This window comes from Pantoea sp. App145 (assembly GCF_047947045.1).
Lineage (GTDB): Bacteria > Pseudomonadota > Gammaproteobacteria > Enterobacterales > Enterobacteriaceae > Pantoea.
The window spans coordinates 118,956-136,817 of sequence record NZ_CP133291.1 but is presented as its reverse complement, the minus strand read 5'-3'; the positions used below and the strand labels follow the sequence as shown (position 1 = coordinate 136,817).

Sequence of the window (17,862 nt, the reverse complement as noted above, 5' to 3'; positions counted from 1 at the left end):
AGTTCCTGCTTTATTTCGCTGCAAAACTTTTCCCGTGTTATTGTATATTCAGACCACAACAATACACTTTCAGGGAACGTTCTCCATGCAGCCTGACTCAACTGCGAGCAGTCGCCGGATAGCCCGGCAAATCCTTGACCTGATATATGAAGCAAGATTCGATCCAGGTCATCATTTACGTGAACAACATCTTGCCGATGCGCTGGGCGTTTCGCGCACGCCGGTACGTGCCGGATTAAAAGAACTGACCCGCCTCGGTGCGGTGGAAGCCCGGCCCAATCAGGGTTTCTTTCTGTTAAAGAGCGCCGATGAACTGCAACAGCTGAGTATCGAACAACCCAAAAGTAATGATCAGAATTTGTATGAATTGCTGGTCCGCGATCGTATTGCCGGTACGCTGCCTGAGTCTTTCACCCAGACCGAAATTGTGCAGCGCTATGAGGTGGACCGCGGGATACTGACGCGCACCCTGGTGAAGCTGTCGGAAGATGGCCTGATTGCACGTAATGCCGGGCATGGCTGGCGCTTCCTGCAAACGCTGAACTCGGATGTGGCTTTGCGCAACAGTTACGGTTTCCGCCTGATGATTGAACCCGCCGCCCTGCTGACGCCGCATTTACATGTCGATCGCCAGTTACTCAAAAGGTTGCGTGCACAGCATCTGTGGCTGATTACTCACCCGGATATCACCCAGGTCCCGGCGAAGGACATCTTCGAAACCGACGCCTCCTTTCATGAGCTACTGGCGGAAGCCAGCGGCAATCTGTTTGTGTTGCAGGCGATTCAGCAGCAAAACCGCTTACGTCGTCTGATGGAATTTGGCAGCTACCATAACAAGCGCCGCGTCAAAGAATGGTGTGAAGAACATGTGGCGATCATTGATGCATTACGAGAAAACAAGCAGGAACTGGCCGCCAGCCTGATGCAGCAACATCTGCAATTTGCCTATGACCAGGTAAATATTAAGCGGCCACGCAAATAATCGGCATCAATTTTGCACATCATGATCCTGAAAATACAATCAGGAGTGGTTTATGGATTTGCAAATACAACAACGGGTCGCGCTGGTGTGTGGTGCGGGAAGTGGTTTAGGCCGGGCGATGGCGCTGTCTCTGGCGCAGGAAGGGGTAAAAGTCGCGGTAACCGGCCGCAACCAGGAAAAGCTGGCAGAAACGGTAGCACTGATCCAGCAGCAAGGCGGCACCGCGCAGGCCTGGCAGCTCGACCTGGCTGCGCCCGAGAAGTTTGATGATGTATTGAACGACATCCACAAGCATTGGGGCGATATTGATATTCTGATCAACAACTCGGGTGGTCCGCCTCCTGCCACTGCTCAGGGCACTGATGCCGGTATCTGGCAGCAGCAGTTTTCCCTGATGGTTTCCTCACTGATTCAGCTGACGGACAAAGTGCTGCCCGCCATGCGCCAGCGCGGCTGGGGTCGTATTATCACCTCGACTTCGTCTGGCGTGATTGCCCCGATCCCTAATCTGGCGCTGTCCAATGCCCTGCGTATGAGTTTACTCGGCTGGTCAAAAACCCTGGCCCGTGAAGTGGCGGCGGATGGTGTAACGGTTAACGTGCTGGTGCCGGGACGCATCGCTACCGATCGCGTCAGCCAGCTGGATGCCATCAAGGCGAAACGTGAAAACAGCACCGCGGACGCCGTAGCGGAGAAAAGCCGTCAGGGCATTCCAGCGGGCCGTTATGGTGCACCCGAAGAATACGGCGCCACTGCGGCGTTTCTCGCTAGCCAACAAGCCAGTTACATCACTGGCACGGTGATGCGAGTGGATGGCGGGATGATTGATGCAATTTGATGAGTAAGATCAAAAGAGCGCGATGAACCGCGCCGCTACGGACCGGTGGGGGTTTTGTAGCGGCGCGATTTATCGCGCAATCGTTATCAATGACGGCTGGCACAGCCGCACTTTGACATCTCACCGTGCACATGTTTGCCATGATGCGAATGACGCACCTGCAATTCGCCCTGCTGCCACGCCGCACTGTCATCTGCCTTGTTATCCAGCAAGCGATTTAACGCCTCAGCCACCAGCAAATCACCACGCTGCGCCCAGCTGGTCAGATGCCAGGTCGGAGAGCGAGCCTCGTCGACATCATCAAAACCCACCACGCCAATATGCACACCCTGACCAAAATCGCGCACTGCCTGCATGACACCGAAAGCCAGCACGTCATTTTCGCAGAACAGCGCATTGATACGTTCAGCAGCACGCGTTTTTTTCAGGTATGCCATCATCGCCTGATAAGCCAGTTCACGATCATTGTTACCGGCAATCAGTCGCTGATCGAGGGTTTTATCGGCAGCGGCTAAGCTCGCGACAAAACCCTGCATCTGGCGCGGTTCGGTTGCGGGATCTTCGCCGTGCATAACACCAAAACGTTGATGCCCCTGCGCCAGCAGCAGACGACCAATCTCAGCACCGGCATCATAGTTATCCGCCCTGAGCGCGTTCTCCCCACTCAGCCAGATCGCCGGGAATGGTGATGGCTCTTCGTGATAAAGGGAGGTGAGGAAAATCAATCCATTAACGCCCAGTTCAGTCGCCTGACGGAGTAACGACAGATAATGCTCGCGCGAAGTAACGTTGAGCAACAATGACAAACATCCACGCGCATTCAGTTGTCGCGTCACTTCATTCAGCATTTTTACGCTGTTGGGATTAGCGAACTCATCGCTGACGATACCGATGATATTGTGCTTTCTTGTCATGAAAGGCTCCCTCTGCAATCAGGTTTAACCACGACGGGTTAAGGCCAGACGAATCCCAAGACCAATAAAGGTGACGCCAACCACCCGATCCAGTAACTTTTGCATCGCGGCGTTTTTCGCCACTGCACTGGCGGCACCACCGGCTAACAACGCAAACAGGGTATCAGTGGTTAAACCCACCAGGGCGTAAGTCAGGCCGAGGATCAGGAAAGATTGCGCATGGTGATCGCCGTCAACCACGACAAACTGTGGGAAGAAAGCGATGAAAAATAGCAACACCTTCGGATTGGTCACCGAGGTAATCAGCCCGCGAGTTAACAGGCTACGCGCACTGACAGGCATTTTGACGGCAGCCTCACCAGCCTGTTGTGCGGCGCTACGGCTGACAAACGTCCCCCACACCATTTTGCTGCCGAGAAATAGCAGGTAGGCAGCACCAATATATTTAATCACCGTAAATAGCAGCGGCGAGGCGGCAATCAGGGCAGTGAGGCCAATGGCACTGGCAACCGCATGAGTACAACTGCCTAACGCCACGCCTGCAGCCGAGATCACTCCGGAACGTCGCCCATTCGCCACGCTTTGCCCTACCACGTAGGCCAGATCAGGACCGGGGGTTATGCAAAGTAAAAAGACTGAGGCGAGAAAAAGAGGAAAGTGGGTGATGTCCAGCATGGAGCGCTCCTGTCAGTGACTAAAGGTTGATTTTAACCAACCCGCAACAGGAATCTAGCATCGCAGAACAGAAAAAGATGCCCGGATAAGGAGACTTTCTGTAACGCTGCGATATTGCCCCCATAGTGAAATATCGCACCGGGTTGTTGCGGCGTGATTTATCACGCGGGGTTTTCCAACGCCCTGCACAGAATTGCACGATAAATCGCGTCGCTAAAAATGCTCACCGATTCTTCTGCGTATTGAGGCGCAATGCCAGGTGTTGCAGCAACATGGGCGTGACCGGCGTGCATAAAACCGCCGGCCTCACCACAGGAGATTATGAAGAGGCTGGCGTGAAGCGAGCACTGGCTGCCAGAGCGGCCGAGACCGTGGTGATGGTATCGAAAGAGAAAATGAACTCCGCTTCGGCGTTCGCGATTGGCGATTTGTCGCTTGCCAGCACGCTGATCATTGATGATCCGCTTGATGACGCGATGGCGCGATTACTGGCGCAAAAACAGATAACGGTTATTTAGCCTCGCGGGTAAATTGCTGTTCCAGCATGGATTTTCCCCACTGGTCGCCCTGCCACTCCTGTGTCAGGGTAAAACCAAAGGATTCGTACAGACGGCGGGCGGCGTCCAGTCCGCTGAATGTCCAGAGCTGAACCGCAGAGAATGCCTGCGCATCACAAAAGGCCATCGCGGCACTCAGTAACTTTCTGCCGACACCCGCCCCACGGCAGCCATCGTCGAGAATAAACCAGCGCAGATGCGCCTGATTATTTCCCAGATCCTCACCATCGATGGCAACCGAGCCAACAATACTCCCCTGCTGGCTGGCGACCCAGATTTGGTTGCGTGGCACATCCAACCGACCGGCAAATTCCGCCAGACCTGTTGCCACTTTGCCTTCAAAAAAGTGGCCAAAGCCATGATGCTGTGCATAGTAGCGACCATGCATTTCCGCGACCCGGCCTATCAAGCCGGGCTGATAACCCGTGGTGATGGCGATTTCCGGCCCCATTTCAGCCTGATCGCGGCGCGCTTTCAATGCTCCGGCATAGGACGCTAATCCCTGAGCAACCGCCTGCTGTTGCTGCCCCGTGAGATGCGCCAGCGCAGTGATGACCTGGCTGGTGCCATATTCATTGATTCTGGCAACCGTGATTTTTCCCTGATCGGTCAGCACCAGTTGCTTCACACGAGCATCCTGGGTGGATGGCACTTCGGTTAATTCGCCTGCTTTGATCAATTTGCCCAGCATACGGCTCACACTGGACTTCTCCAGCCCAAGGATTTGTACCAGCTGCGCGGCGGTCATCCCGTCATGGCTGGCAACTTCAAGCAGGGTATGCACCGCCGAGGGAGAATATTCGGTCGCCGCCAGGGTGGTGTTCATAAATCCCAGCTCGCGCACCATCAGGCGCGATGAAGCACGGATCGTCTGGATAAGGGTGGGATCGGTCATGGTTAGCATTCGGCATGAAATAAGGTTGTACAATACAACCATTTTGCAGGTGAAGTTGTCAAGGGCGTACTGGGTTGTGCATTAAGCAGTAAAAACGTCTTGTCTGAAAAGAGACAAGAAGGTATCAATAGTCATTCCCTCCCTTCACCCACTGATAACTAAGGAGGATTACTATGCTGACGTGTGAATTGTTTATTTACTCACACCTCTATAGTAATTGGCCGTACTCAGGCGTCACCGGTATCGTGCTGCGATAATCCGCGTCCTGAGCGAAGTCACTGAAAATTTAACTCCCTTCCCTCCGGCTTACCGGGTTGTCGTCAGCGTTGTTTGACGTCAGGCCTTTTTGCGCCTGCAACTTATGAGTAAGCACATGAGCACTTTACTATCAGCACAGGCTGTCGGCTTTGATAATGCCTTCGGCACCCTTTTTCACAACATCACTTTTAGTCTGCAAAAAAGCGACCGCATTGGTCTGCTGGGGGCAAACGGCAGCGGCAAAAGTACCCTGCTAAAAATCCTCAGCGGCGAACTGGATGTCAGCAGGGGTAATATCGTGCAGGCCAGCCATTGTTTACTGGCAAGAATTGAGCAACACCTGCCACCGTCACTTGCACAGGCAACGCTACTGGCTAGCGTAGTGGCGCAGCTGCCCCCCTCGCTGCAACTGAGTGAACGCTGGCGTGCGGAAGCTCTGCTCGACAGCCTCGGATTCAGCGTGGACCAGCAAGCACAAACCGCCGCAACCCTGAGTGGTGGCCAACATATGCGTTTGTTGCTGGCTCGTGCGCTGATTCAGCAACCCGATCTGTTGCTGCTGGATGAACCGAGCAACCATCTCGATCTCCCCACGTTGCTATGGCTGGAAACCTTCCTCAATAGCTGGAATGGCAGCTTTGTGCTGGTGTCGCATGACAGTACCCTGCTGGACCGCGTGACAACCAGCAGCTGGATGCTGCGGGATAAAACTTTGCAGTTCTTTGACCTGCCCTGTAGCGCCGCGCGTGCCGCCCTGGCGGAGCAGGATGAAGCCGATGCGCAACGCTTTCACAGCGAGCAGAAGGAGATCGATCGGCTGGCAAAAAGCGCGCATCGGCTGGCGATTTGGGGGCGCACCTATGATAACGAAGGTCTGTCACGCAAAGCGCAGCAGATGGAGAAACGGGTTGACTGGCTGAGGGAAGCACAAACCACCCTCACCGACGGCAGCCCCTGGCGTTTGCAATTGCAGGGAGAAGCGCTGGATGCCGATCGCGTGCTGGCACTGCCGGAAATGACGGTGCGCCCGGCCCCGCAGGCATCGGTGTTGTTCAGATTACCGGCTTTACAGGTGAAAAGTGGCGATCGCATCGCCGTGGCTGGCCGCAACGGTTCAGGTAAATCATCCCTGCTGCGTCATCTGTGGCAGAGCTGGCAGCAGCCAGCGTCTGGCATGTTTCATCCCCGTGTCCGGCTTGGTTATTACGATCAAAATCTGATGCAGGTAGCGGATGACGCTACCTTAAGCGATGCGCTGATGCCTTTCGTCTCTCTCAGCACTGACCAGCGCAAAATGGCGCTGATCGCCGCCGGTTTCCCTTATGCGCGCCATCAACAACGGGTGGATTCACTCAGTGGCGGAGAGCGCTCGCGGCTGTTGTTTGTCGGATTGACCCTCGCACGCTATTCATTATTGTTACTGGATGAACCGACAAACCATCTTGATATCGCAGGCAAAGAGGAGCTGGCCGCAGCGCTAAATCAGTTCACTGGTGCGGTGTTATTGATCACACACGATCGTTTACTGATGGAGCAGAGCTGCAATCGATTCTGGTTGATTGATCAACAGCAGCTTACCGAGTGTCAGGATCTACCCGCCATGACAGCCAAACTGGGGGTTGACCAACCTGTACAGCCGTGCAGGCAAGGCATGTCTCAGGTTGCGGATACACTGGACCACGACGAAGATACCCTGCTGGCAACCTTGCTGGATTTACAGCAAAAACTGGCTGATGACCTCAGCCGTAAGCCAAAACACCAGAAACCGGCGCTTCAGGAGGAGTGGCGACAGCAGATCGCCGTGTTGCATGCGCGGCTTGATTTACTGTGAGTCACCTGCAAGTTAGATTGATTGTCAGGCACAACCATTATTAAAGGAATGACAGATGGCTTTTACTCAAATCATTGCAAGACTCCCTGCTGACAATTGCGCGGCAGGGCTGACCACCGCCTCTCTCGGCGCACCGGATGCGGAACTCACCCGCAGGCAATTCTGGGATTATCTGAACGCCATGCTGTCGCTCAGACTGAAGGTGACACTGCTGCCCGCAGAAGCGGACTTTCCCGATGCGCATTTTGTCGAGGATACTGCGGTAATCGTACCGGAACTGGCGGTGATAACCCATCCTGGCGCGCCACAGCGGGCGGGCGAAGTCGAATCAATCAAAGCGGTGCTGAAGGATTTTCGTCCGCTGAAAGTGATGAGCGAGCGCGGAACGCTCGAAGGCGGTGATGTCATGTTAATCGATAAGGCGTTTTATATCGGACTGACGACCCGCACCAATGAAGCCGGTATCAGCGAGTTTGCCAGTCTGGTGGAACCTTACGGTTACAGTGTCACGTCTGTTGAAGTTGACGAAGGTTTGCATCTTAAATCGGCGATCAATTATGTCGGTAAAAATACCCTGATCTCGACAGAAAAGTTCGCCCGCCTGCCGCAATTCTCCCACTATCAGCACCTGATTATTCCCGACGAAGAAATCTACGCCGGTAATACTTTGCTGATTAACGGCACGCTAATTACCCCGACGGGTTATCCGGCAACCCTGGCACAACTGCGCACGCTGGATATGCCGATTATTGAACTGGATACCAGTGAAATCCGTAAGATGGACGGCGGTCTGACTTGCCTTTCACTGCGTTTCTGACGTTTACACCTGCAAACCGCGACTCAGCAAGGTCGCGGTTTTCATCAACTGCTCCGCCGGATTACGTCCTATCAACACAAACTGATAACCGTCACGATGCCACCACACCAGGTTCATACCGTGACGTTTTTCCTGGTTGAGTGTGCTGGAGGGCTGCGGATCCTGACGTGAAATGCACAATGCCATCGGACCATAGCTGTCATGGTTCCAGGCAATCTGGCTGATCAACGCATCGTCATAGCGCAGCATTCTGACGCTTTTCAGATCCGCTTCCGGTAACGCGAGTTGCGTCAGCGTCAGATGGAGATCGAGATCGCGCGCGGTGCGTGCCAGCGCGTGTTGCAGTACCTGTGGTGAGTTATCGACATCCGCCAGCGTTTCCGGGCTGTATAACGACATATATTGTGCTTCCAGCTCACGGATGGTTGCGCTTTCATCCGGTTGTGTCACCGGACGCAGCAGATAGCCGACACTCCCTCCCACCAGCAGAAAACCCAACGATGCCGCGATTAACGCCCGCCGACTCACCTGTACCGATCGCCGCTCGGGCAGCGCCGGCGTTTGCGCCAGCAACTGTGCCAGTTGCTGCTGCATACGTTGTTCCGGGGCCTGATCCAGCATCACACCAAACGCTTCCGCAAAGGGTTGATTGCTTTTCATCAGTTCTGCGGTACGGGCAGATAACGCCGGGCTGCGTTTCAGTTCCTTCTCAAATGCCTGGACGTCATCCGCGCGCATTTCGCCATCCAGCCAGGCAACGATAGCTTCATCCGGATAAGGTGAAGTAAAGCGGATCGCAGTCACAAACGTTTCTCCTGTGCCGAAGACCCGACATTGACGGCATTGGCCAGCGTGGTGCGCGCCGCAGCCAGGCGGCTCATAATCGTCCCCACCGGCACGGCCAGCGTCTCAGCCGCTTCCTGGTAAGTAAAGCCTTCGACATATACCAGAAACACCGCATTGCGCTGCGCCTCCGGCAACTGTCCAACGCGCTGCATCACCTTGAGATACTGCATGCGTTCCTCATTAAGTTGCTGATGATCCGGGGCGATCAGTTCATCACTGGCGACAAAACCCTGTCCCATACGCACCCGCTGGGCGCGCAATTCATTGATCCACACAGAATGCAGCACGCTAAACAACCAGCGATCAATGCGCGTGCCGGGCGTGAATTGCGCACTGCGCTCCAGCGCCCGCACACAGGTGGATTGCACCAGCTCTTCGGCCACATCACGGTTACGTGACAGCACCATGGCGTAACGCCATAAGCGCGCCAGATGTGTCGCCAGATGCTGTCGGACTTCAGTGCTGGTGATTTTTCCACCCTCCGCTAAACACCGCTATCAGGACTCCGGATGCCCATTAATCGCGGCCTGCAAGTCGCGATACTCTTCACAGCTTACGCCGCACAAGGTTTTAATGACGGCAAGCTGCTCCTTCGCCAGATCGGGACGACCTTTGATCATCCAGGCCTCGCCGAGATATTCACGCACTTTGGCGTAATGTGGGTCGATGGCGATTGATCGTTGATAGTAGCTCATCCCTTCATCTGTGCGGCCCAGCTTACGTGTGGCGTAGCCCCGGTAATTCCAGGCTTCTTTGGTGTTGGGATTTTTTAGCGTATCCAGCAGATTCAGCGCTGCCTGATACTCTCCTTTTTTGGCCAGATGGTAGGCGTAGTTGGTTTTGTCCTCATCGCTGAGTGAACTGGTTTTATCCGGCACACAGCTTTTCGATTTGCTGTCGTACACCTGGCCTTTCGGACAATCCGGCGTTTTACTGTTGCTGTCATCATCCCCCATCGCCCATGCACCTGGTACGTGCAGGGCCAGTAACAAGGCAGGCAGAACCAACCAGCGAACAGAGTTGATCGTTTTCATCATTGAACCTCGCGAAGTGGCATGGAATAAGGCGGCCAGTGTTTTCACACCGACCAGAGGCAAGGTTCACCGGGAGAAAGACGCCGAAAAATCACCTTGTCTGGGGGTAAACACCTCAATGGCGATTTCTATTCGGGAAAAATTGTTTTTTTCGCGATCGATCACCAGCTTTGCAGACATGCGGCAACATCAGGCTGGTTGCTACAGGCAATGTGGTGATTAATACGCGTCATCATATAGTCAAAAAACGGGTTGGAATTGGCGCGCATCAGGGTATCCAGCCCGACAATCAGCGTGTTGGTTTCACCACGCAATGAGATGATACCAAGGCTAATACCCGACTGGTTCTTTTCCGTCGGTTCCAGACCATAGAGCGAATCCGTGAGGGGAAACGGCACCGCGACATGGGACAGAGAATACATACCTGGCGGCCACGCGATATTTAATGGCTGAACGGTTTCGTTGGTTTGATCGGCTGCTGTGTTGCGGGCAACGGTTTCGCTGGTTGCTGGCGTCGCATTGGTGATCACTGTGGTGCCGTAATGACGTGGTGCAGCCGGCAGCAAATTGTTCACGGCAGTGTATAACGCTGGCCGGAACAGCGCGCGCAAATCAGAAGCCTGGTTGATATCAAAAATCACCAATTGATTACCCCGGCTTTGCAGATAACGATACAGCGAATCCACCACCGCACGGGTACTGACCGTGGAATCCATTACCGACTGGAACGTCAGCACGGGCGGCAGTTGTGCCAGCTGCTGATTACGTGCCTCCTGCAAAATTTGTTGCTGAAGTGCCTGGGTCAGTAGCCAAGACTGGCGTGCCGCCTTAACCGGAAAGGAGTTGTATTTATAGGGATTGAACTCCGGCACCACATTCAGCCATGCTGCTTTGGCAAATCCAGGCAGTAGCGAAGGCAATCCCGCCAGCCCGGCAAAGCGCGCAAAAGCCGTCACACCGATCATCGGTGACATCAGTACAATCTGCTGGGGCTGGCGCAGCGAGGGATCATTGAGAGCATCAAGGGCGTATTTCATTGCCAGCGCACCACCGTTGGAATAACCCACCAGATGGAGCGGGACATCAGGTCCGGCGCGTCGCGTGGCTTCGCGCACCGCCAGACGGGTTACGGCCAGCCATTGCTCCCAGTTCACCGTGGTCAGTGCGCCCGGCGCGGTACCATGTCCTGGCAGACGCGGGACTACCGCCACAAAGCCCTGCTGCCGGTAATCTTCCGCCAGATAGCGCATGCTGTAGGGTGAGTCGGTCAGGCCGTGTAACAATACCACCGCGCCGCGCGGGGTGCCCTGTGGCATCAGAATAAAAGAACGATTCCAGTCAGGCTGAAAACGGGCAGGATAAACCCGGCTTTGTGCGTAGTAACGGTTCAGTGTCGTTTTCTCATCGTCACTGAGCTTATCGGTAATGCTGTGCTTCATATCGAGAAAAATCGCGTCTTCCCGCGTTTGATAATCAGAAAAACTGGCGCGGTCGATCTCTTTCTCACTCATTTCATCCGCTGACCAGGTGTGCCAGCGATGTAAAGGCGCACCGCGTTCTGACTGATAAATCCGACCAATAAAGAAAACGATGATGATGACGACCAGACCCACCAGGACGATTTTTGCCAGGCTGGCAACGGTTAACCCGGTTTTTTTCAGCCAGCCATCAAAGTGGGTTCTCGCCATATCAGCATCCGTCGGTTAAAAGGCCAAACGCAGCCAGGCGAATAGCACATTGCCATTATTATAGGTGCCTGGAATATAGGTGAACTGCACGGTTGCGCGTTTATAACCCACTGAGAAAAGCGGTAATACGATGGGTAACGGCACATAGTTGGCGAAATCATCACGCGCCGTAATCCCGGCGGTAAAGCCGAGGCCGAGGCGAAAATCACGCGCGTTATCGAGATACCAGCCCTTTTCCCAACCGTAGCCAACGATCGGCTGCCACTCATTATGCGAATCTTTAAACATCATGGCATACAGCGTGCTCCAGTTACCTTCTTCATTGTAACGGGACACACCAAAACCACCGCCCCACGGCGTTTCATTATAGTTATCGGTTTTTTCTTTATCGTATGCGAAGCGGGCATGCCAGGCGATGAATGGCAAATAGAGATCGTAATTCTGCGGTTGTTCCCAGGTCTGGGAGATGTCGTTGGTTAACCAGTTCCACCCTGAACTAATCGTTCCTTCTGCCTGTGCCGGAGCCGCACAGATAAACAAGGTTACATACAAAGCCACCAGATAACTTCGCATGATTTATCCTTCTGAAAACTCACACATTGAGTCTCAATTCTGGGAACAATCTGAAGGATTTGCAAATCTGGATTGCAGGAAGTTAGTTTTTTTCCATTAATTCGCGCACGGTCGAGATAAATTGCGGCCAGTGGCGAAAACGGATAGCGGGCATATTGGCGTGGCGATGAGATTTGAGAGACTGGACAAATGCCGCTGCCTGGGCTGCGATTTCGTGGTTGTGATGCATGGCATTAACTCCTCATGACGGGTAAAGGGCGAAAAAGGCCGTACCAGGACGGCCCTCTTCGGCACTTCCCTTTGCGACCATAATTATTTGGTCAGTTCAGCCGACAGGTAAGCACCGTTATCAACACGCGCACCGGTGATTTTGTAAGCTGCGCCCGCTTGTTTGGCCTGAGCGGCAATTTTGGCTTCGGCACCATCAAGGGTTGAGGCCGAAGCGGTAATGCTTTGTGCGAAGCTGCCGAAAGAAACCAGTGACAGGGCCGCAACTGCAACGAAAGTTTTGATAGATTTCATGGTCATTTCCTCAGAGATTATTTTAAGTTGTGAGGCGTTGTGCCCCGATGTGAGAAAGAATAGACCTGTCACCCGGCGGATAAAAGCTGAGCGTTTTGCTGAAATAAATCAAAAAAATTGATAAAGATTGATACCATCAAAAAAAGGGCCACCCCACGGCGACCCTTTTCAGCGCTTCCGGGCATCACTCGCTGTTATTTGTATAACTCAGCGGTCATATGCACACGGTTATTCGTGTTGGCTTCAGTGATTTTGTACTGAGCGCCCTGCTGTGCTGCCTGCGCGGCGATTTTCGCTTCAGCACCGTCCAGCGTAGAAGCTGTAACGGAAACGCTCTGAGCAAAGCTGCCAAATGACATCAGTGAAAGAGCAGCGACAGCGGCGATGGACATGGCTTTAATGGTTTTCATGGTCTTCTTCCTTCGTTTATTTGTTAAAAGGCTGTATGCCTTCGATGGAAGTTATAGTAACCATAGTTATCATTTCATAATTGATAATTAGTGCGATAATTGTGATCGTGGTAATTATCACTCCGTCACGGCTTTGAGTTGTCATTAACACCGGGGACAAAAAACTTCCCTGTCAGCTGGCAAGCATTGGCACTCACATCAACCTGCAAACACAGCTCAACATCTGTTGCAAAGCCCCGCCCCCTTAACTCTGTGGCTGATGCACACTCTTTTAATACGGCAAAATTCTGCTGCTGCGCCGCCTGAAAGGCGGCAACCGCCATCTCCGCTTCCGGGGAACGCAGACGCGTGCCTAATGCCTGGATGATTCCGCCCGCTGCAACATAATCCTCAATCGCCGGACGCAAACTCCCATCCGGCCAACGTTCACCACAGGGGATCACCAGAATTCGTTGAAAATGGCCACAGGCCGCTGCGGTTGCCTGCCGATTACGTAACCCGGCGCTATAAACCGCGCCGCCATGTTCGCGCGCTTTAAACGCAATGGTGGAACCATTGGGTGATGGCAACACCAGTTTTGTCCCGGCAGGAATATTCAATAATGAGGCGGGCGACAAGGTAAAGGTTTCAGCAGAGAAGCGCCGATCAATGCTCGCAGCCTGCGCCCCCATTTCTGCGGCATACGCCTGGGCAGACGCGTCTTTCCAGGGCCAGGGGGCTATCAATGCGCCATTGTCATTCGCCACACTGACACAGGTGGAAAACGACATGACATCTACCACAATCACGCAATCCGCATTCTGAGCCAGATGCTGTGCGGCGGCAAGCCCCCATTCCAGACGGATATCGAAGCCATGTTGCGAGAAGTAATGACCAAGCATAACGGAGAGTCACCTTGGGTAGCAGCGCAATCGGGAGCATAGTGTATTGCGCTGCTACAGATTTTTCCCGGTTATTTCAGCGCGATGCGCGCCACGCTATCTGGCCCTTGAGTGGAGTTGTCTTTATTGAACGCCTGCTTCAGGGAAACATACAGCGTTTCACCATCAGGTGACACCAGCAGGCTGTTCGGGTTGGTATCGAACGACCAGCTGTTTTTCACCGCATAGCTGGTGGCATCCAGTTGCAGCACTTTCTTCGACTCACGCTGGCTGATGTAGATCTCATTGCGTTTCGCGTTGAACTTGATGCCCAGCGCGTCACCCGGGATACGCTTGATCACCTTACCGCTATGCTCGTCAAACACCAGCGTGGTCTTGCCTTTGGAATCATCAGTAACGAACAGGCGACCGGTGGCCGGATCTTCTGCCATATTCAGGAACAGGTACTCTTTGCCATCGCCTGCCGTCCAGCGTTGTTCAATTTTATGCGTACGTGGATTGATGACCGCGATTTCCCCTGCACCATTGGCAGCGTAGATACGTTCGGTCAGCGGTGAATAGATGATGCCCGTTACCCATTTACCGACATTTTTGATCGTGGTTTTAGGTTTGAAGGTTTTGGTATCCACCACCGAGATAAAGCCAGGATCAGCAACGCGGCCTACGTAAAGTTCGTTGCCATGCAGCAACATCTCGCGTGCACCGGGCACGTCACCGTCTTTATCCTTCTTACCACCCAGCATCAGGCGTTGCAGCACTTTGCCACTCTGTGCATCAACTTTCGACACCCCGCCATCCAGCGAGTTGGTGGTGTAGAACACGCCACCTTCGCTATCGATAGCCATACCGAAGTTTTTCAGATCGGTATGGGTTTCCCCTTTGGTTGCCAGCGTAGTCGGGTCGAGGCGATACAACATGCCGCCGTTAACGTCCTTGAAGCTCTGCGCACTGGCGACATACAACGCATTGGCTACCGGAGAGTAAGCCAGTTCATACAAGCCATCACCAATCACACGCTGGGTAAGCTGGTTATCGGTGGGTTTTGCCGCCACGGCGACTGCAGCTGTCTGAGTTTTCTGGGCGGGTGCCTGGCAGGCTGTCAGGCTAAATGCGGCAATGACCGCTGCGGCAAGCGCTGCCCGATGCGGACTGAAAAACGATGTCATTCTGAACTCCATCAATGGATAACGGTCTCCGGCAGGACAAAGCCCTGGCGGAAATGATCGTAGAAAGAATGAGAATCATACGCATTAACGAAAACTTAGCAAATCCCCCCTAAACAACAGCTTAGAAGAAGCCCACTCCCCTCGTTATAAACGGAACATTTGCCTGAAAAATACGCCAGCTGGCAGGTGAATTGACGTCAGTAAAAACGTTAACTTGAGTAATTAAAGGGTCTATCGACATCCTATCCTTATGATTACCTTAATTTATACAAATATTTACATAATTGAATGAAACCTTTTTAGAATTTTTAAAGCAAATGATTATCATTGGCTTTCTCAATTAATGTGCTTCTTTGCGTTAAATGCCGCAGGATGGTGCGGCTAAATAAAAAAACAGAAGCGATAACAAACACGCTCTTTTTGACGGGAAATATCATGTCTTTGATTTGCAGGGATACTCACGCGTCCGGCATGCGCAAAACCTTTACGGTTTCATTGCTGGCAATGGCAGTTCACGCCCTTCTCAACCCGATAACGGCCCAGGCGGCGGATAATAGCAGCAGCAATACTCAGCAGGATCTGGTGGTGGATGCCACCACCAGCGGCGACAACACCGCCCAGGATAAGCAAGACTATCAGGTCAAAACCACCCGTGCCGGTACCAAATTGTTGCTGACGCCGCGCGATGTGCCGCAATCAGTCAGCGTCGTTACCCAGCAGCGTATGCAGGACCAACAACTGCAAACCATTAATGACGTGCTGAACAACACCACCGGCATCACCAGCAGCCAGGATGACAGCGAACGCGCCTACTACTATTCACGCGGTTTCCAGCTGACAAACTTCACCTTTGACGGTATTCCCACCTCCATGGGTGATTCGTGGAACTATGGGGATACCGCCTCGGATACCGCGATTTACGATCGTATCGAGATCGTGCGCGGTGCCACTGGCCTGATGACCGGCGCAGGTAGCCCGGCGGCGTCAGTTAACATGGTGCGTAAACATGCGGATAGCAAAGATTTCACCGGAACGGTAAGTGCCAGCTACGGGAGCTGGAACAAACAGCGTTATGTCGCTGATCTTTCTGCGCCATTAAACGAATCAGGCTCGGTACGTGGACGTGTTATCGCAGGTTACCAGGATCAGGACAGCTGGCTGGATCGTTACCATAAAAATACCAAATTCCTGTACGGCACCCTTGATGCCGATCTCACCGATAACACCACCCTGTCGCTCGCTTATGATTATCAGGACGCCGACACCCGCGACCCCACCTGGGGCGGCAACCCGGTGTTTTACAGCAATGGTTCTCTGACACATTATCGCCGCAGCCTGAACTCATCCGCCGACTGGACTTACTACCACACCACAGTGCGCAAAGTGTATGCCGACCTGGTGCATAACTTTGATAATGGCTGGAGTTTTCGTCTGAACGGCACACATGCCGAAAACACCTTCAGCGACAAACTGCTGTATGTGGGATACATGGCTTACCCGGATGAGACCACCGGTGAAGGTGCCGATGGTTTTGGCAGTAAGGACCGGGGCAAACGTGAGTTAACTTCGGTGGATGGCTATGCCAGCGGTCCCTTCGAGTTATTTGGTCGTCAGCATCAGCTGATGGCGGGTATCAGCTATAGTCGTCAGCACAACAGCACCTATAGCCAGAATGGCGTCACTGATGAGGATGCGGGTGATATTGCCAGTGATGATATCGGGATATTTAACAATCACTGGAATGGCAATATCGCGGAACCTGAGTGGGGCGACTGGTATCAAAACGCCGATGACGTGGTACGTCAGAAATCGGCTTACACCGCCGCGCGTTTCTCACTGGCCGATCCGCTGTCGCTGATTGTCGGTGCGCGTTACACGCAGTACAGCACCAATGGCAGCAGCGGTAATATGGAGAAAAACAACATTACGCCTTACGCGGGTGTGGTGTATGACATCAACGATACCTGGTCGGCGTACGCCAGCTATACCTCAATCTTCCAGCCACAAACCTACCGTGACGCCAGCGGCCATTACCTGACGCCGGTAACCGGCAAAAGCTATGAAACCGGCCTGAAATCAGCCTGGTTCGATGGCCGACTGACCGCCACTATGGCGATCTTCCGCATTGAACAGGACAACGTCGGCGAGGAAATCAATGGCGTCTATGTCAACAACAGCAGCGAGCAGGCTTACACCGCGACCAAAGGTGCGCGTAGTAAAGGGGCCGAATTTGAGCTGAACGGTGCGCTGACGGACAATCTGCAAATGACTTTTGGCGCAACACGTTACGTGGCGCGTGATTCAGACGGCCGTTACAACCCGGGTCAACCGCAGACTGAATTTAAGCTGTTCACCCGCTACCAACTGCCCATGCTGCCTGATCTGACAATCGGTGGCGGTATCAACTGGCAGAACCGTGTGTTTGAGGATGACACCGCACCCGATGGCAGCACCCAACGTGTCTATCAGGGTAGCTACCCACTGGCTAACCTGTTTGCGCGTTATCAGGTCACCAAACAGGTGGCTGTTCAGGCTAACGTCGATAATCTGTTCGACCGCACCTACTACAGCTACATGAATAACTATGTCTACGGTGAACCGCGTAACTTCTCGGTCAGCGTGTCATATCAGTTCTGATAGCCGATGCCTGCGCCCTGGATAACCAGGGCGCAGTGTTTTTATTTGTATACCGTTGCCGTTGCACGGACTTTGTCACCTTCATTGCCGGAGGTGATGACAAAATATTTACCTCCCATTTCATCAGCCTTTTTGGAAATTTCCTCCATCGCGGCACGCGGTGAGGTATGTTCTTTGGTCGAACTCACTGTGCCAACTTTATGATATTTCTTCGCTTCTGCTTTACTTATTTCCTTTGCAGCAAAGGCTGAGCCACAAATTAACGAAGCGGTGATGAGCGCTATCACTCCTGCCATGATCTTTTTCATTATCACACCTCAGAGATGTTTGAAATCGGA

General features: G+C 53.3%; 19 protein-coding genes and 1 pseudogene. 6 read left to right on the top strand and 14 right to left on the bottom strand.

Features of this window, described 5'->3' with window-relative positions:
* Positions 1–85: 85 nt before the first annotated feature.
* Entirely contained in the window at positions 86–982 is an 897-nt protein-coding gene (locus tag RCF31_RS20545; protein ID WP_084880868.1) for a GntR family transcriptional regulator, read from the top strand.
* 52 nt (positions 983–1,034) lie between these two features.
* Entirely contained in the window at positions 1,035–1,820 is a 786-nt protein-coding gene (locus RCF31_RS20540) for an SDR family oxidoreductase (protein WP_416413650.1), read from the top strand.
* A gap of 86 nt (positions 1,821–1,906) precedes the next feature.
* On the opposite strand, the gene RCF31_RS20535 is transcribed toward RCF31_RS20540, so the two are convergent.
* Positions 1,907–2,734 (bottom strand): substrate-binding domain-containing protein, encoded by an 828-nt coding sequence (locus tag RCF31_RS20535; RefSeq protein ID WP_416413649.1) that lies wholly within the window; start codon positions 2,732–2,734, stop codon positions 1,907–1,909.
* Between the two features lie 24 nt (positions 2,735–2,758).
* Entirely contained in the window at positions 2,759–3,409 is a 651-nt protein-coding gene (locus tag RCF31_RS20530) for a LysE family translocator (protein WP_299450879.1), read from the bottom strand.
* Positions 3,410–3,681: 272 nt separating this feature from the next.
* On the opposite strand from RCF31_RS20530, the pseudogene RCF31_RS20525 reads away from it, so the two are divergent.
* A pseudogene (locus RCF31_RS20525) lies at positions 3,682–3,927 on the top strand (DeoR family transcriptional regulator); the annotation flags it as partial.
* Here RCF31_RS20525 and RCF31_RS20520 read toward each other — a convergent pair.
* The gene (locus RCF31_RS20520; RefSeq protein WP_416413647.1) at positions 3,920–4,861 is read right to left on the bottom strand and encodes a bifunctional helix-turn-helix transcriptional regulator/GNAT family N-acetyltransferase; all 942 of its coding nucleotides are present in this window, start codon (positions 4,859–4,861) and stop codon (positions 3,920–3,922) included. The pseudogene RCF31_RS20525 and the gene RCF31_RS20520 sit on opposite strands and share 8 nt — an antisense overlap.
* Positions 4,862–5,234: 373 nt before the next feature.
* Between RCF31_RS20520 and RCF31_RS20515 the strand changes: the two genes are divergently transcribed.
* Both RCF31_RS20515 and RCF31_RS20510 read left to right on the top strand, forming a co-directional pair.
* Positions 5,235–6,950, top strand: a complete 1,716-nt coding sequence (locus tag RCF31_RS20515; RefSeq protein ID WP_416413646.1) for an ABC-F family ATP-binding cassette domain-containing protein — start codon at positions 5,235–5,237, stop codon at positions 6,948–6,950.
* A gap of 55 nt (positions 6,951–7,005) precedes the next feature.
* Positions 7,006–7,767, top strand: coding sequence for a dimethylarginine dimethylaminohydrolase family protein (locus RCF31_RS20510; protein WP_416413645.1), 762 nt, complete (start codon positions 7,006–7,008; stop codon positions 7,765–7,767).
* Positions 7,768–7,770: 3 nt separating this feature from the next.
* Here RCF31_RS20510 and RCF31_RS20505 read toward each other — a convergent pair whose 3' ends face one another.
* The 10 genes from RCF31_RS20505 to RCF31_RS20460 form a co-directional block, all read right to left on the bottom strand.
* The gene (locus RCF31_RS20505; protein ID WP_416413644.1) at positions 7,771–8,571 is read right to left on the bottom strand and encodes an anti-sigma factor family protein; all 801 of its coding nucleotides are present in this window, start codon (positions 8,569–8,571) and stop codon (positions 7,771–7,773) included.
* Positions 8,568–9,056: an RNA polymerase sigma factor gene (locus tag RCF31_RS20500; RefSeq protein ID WP_299451132.1), complete on the bottom strand. Its 489-nt coding sequence runs from the start codon at positions 9,054–9,056 to the stop codon at positions 8,568–8,570. The genes RCF31_RS20505 and RCF31_RS20500 overlap by 4 nt, the downstream gene beginning before the upstream one ends.
* Before the next feature lie 54 nt (positions 9,057–9,110).
* Entirely contained in the window at positions 9,111–9,647 is a 537-nt protein-coding gene (locus RCF31_RS20495; RefSeq protein WP_416413783.1) for a tetratricopeptide repeat protein, read from the bottom strand.
* 161 nt (positions 9,648–9,808) lie between these two features.
* Positions 9,809–11,335 carry an alpha/beta hydrolase gene (locus tag RCF31_RS20490; protein ID WP_416413642.1) on the bottom strand — a complete coding sequence of 509 codons (1,527 nt, stop codon included), beginning with the start codon at positions 11,333–11,335 and terminating at the stop codon, positions 9,809–9,811.
* Positions 11,336–11,350: 15 nt separating this feature from the next.
* A complete protein-coding gene (gene pagP / locus RCF31_RS20485) occupies positions 11,351–11,908 on the bottom strand; it encodes a lipid IV(A) palmitoyltransferase PagP (RefSeq protein ID WP_416413640.1) in 558 nt (185 codons plus the stop codon).
* A gap of 82 nt (positions 11,909–11,990) precedes the next feature.
* Positions 11,991–12,137 carry a hypothetical protein gene (locus RCF31_RS20480; protein ID WP_167379277.1) on the bottom strand — a complete coding sequence of 49 codons (147 nt, stop codon included), beginning with the start codon at positions 12,135–12,137 and terminating at the stop codon, positions 11,991–11,993.
* An 83-nt stretch (positions 12,138–12,220) separates the two neighbouring features.
* Positions 12,221–12,430, bottom strand: a complete 210-nt coding sequence (locus RCF31_RS20475; protein WP_416413638.1) for a DUF1471 domain-containing protein — start codon at positions 12,428–12,430, stop codon at positions 12,221–12,223.
* Between the two features lie 194 nt (positions 12,431–12,624).
* Positions 12,625–12,840, bottom strand: coding sequence for a YdgH/BhsA/McbA-like domain containing protein (locus RCF31_RS20470; protein WP_299450845.1), 216 nt, complete (start codon positions 12,838–12,840; stop codon positions 12,625–12,627).
* A 125-nt stretch (positions 12,841–12,965) separates the two neighbouring features.
* Complete coding sequence (locus RCF31_RS20465) at positions 12,966–13,721, bottom strand: 2-phosphosulfolactate phosphatase (RefSeq protein ID WP_416413636.1); 756 nt, start codon at positions 13,719–13,721, stop codon at positions 12,966–12,968.
* Positions 13,722–13,792: 71 nt separating this feature from the next.
* Positions 13,793–14,887, bottom strand: coding sequence for a YncE family protein (locus tag RCF31_RS20460; protein WP_416413635.1), 1,095 nt, complete (start codon positions 14,885–14,887; stop codon positions 13,793–13,795).
* A 435-nt stretch (positions 14,888–15,322) separates the two neighbouring features.
* Between RCF31_RS20460 and fhuE the strand changes: the two genes are divergently transcribed.
* The gene (gene fhuE / locus RCF31_RS20455; protein ID WP_416413634.1) at positions 15,323–17,524 is read left to right on the top strand and encodes a ferric-rhodotorulic acid/ferric-coprogen receptor FhuE; all 2,202 of its coding nucleotides are present in this window, start codon (positions 15,323–15,325) and stop codon (positions 17,522–17,524) included.
* 41 nt (positions 17,525–17,565) lie between these two features.
* Here fhuE and RCF31_RS20450 read toward each other — a convergent pair whose 3' ends face one another.
* On the bottom strand, positions 17,566–17,832 hold the full coding sequence (locus tag RCF31_RS20450) for a YdgH/BhsA/McbA-like domain containing protein (protein ID WP_416413633.1): 267 nt from the start codon (positions 17,830–17,832) through the stop codon (positions 17,566–17,568).
* Positions 17,833–17,862: the final 30 nt, after the last annotated feature.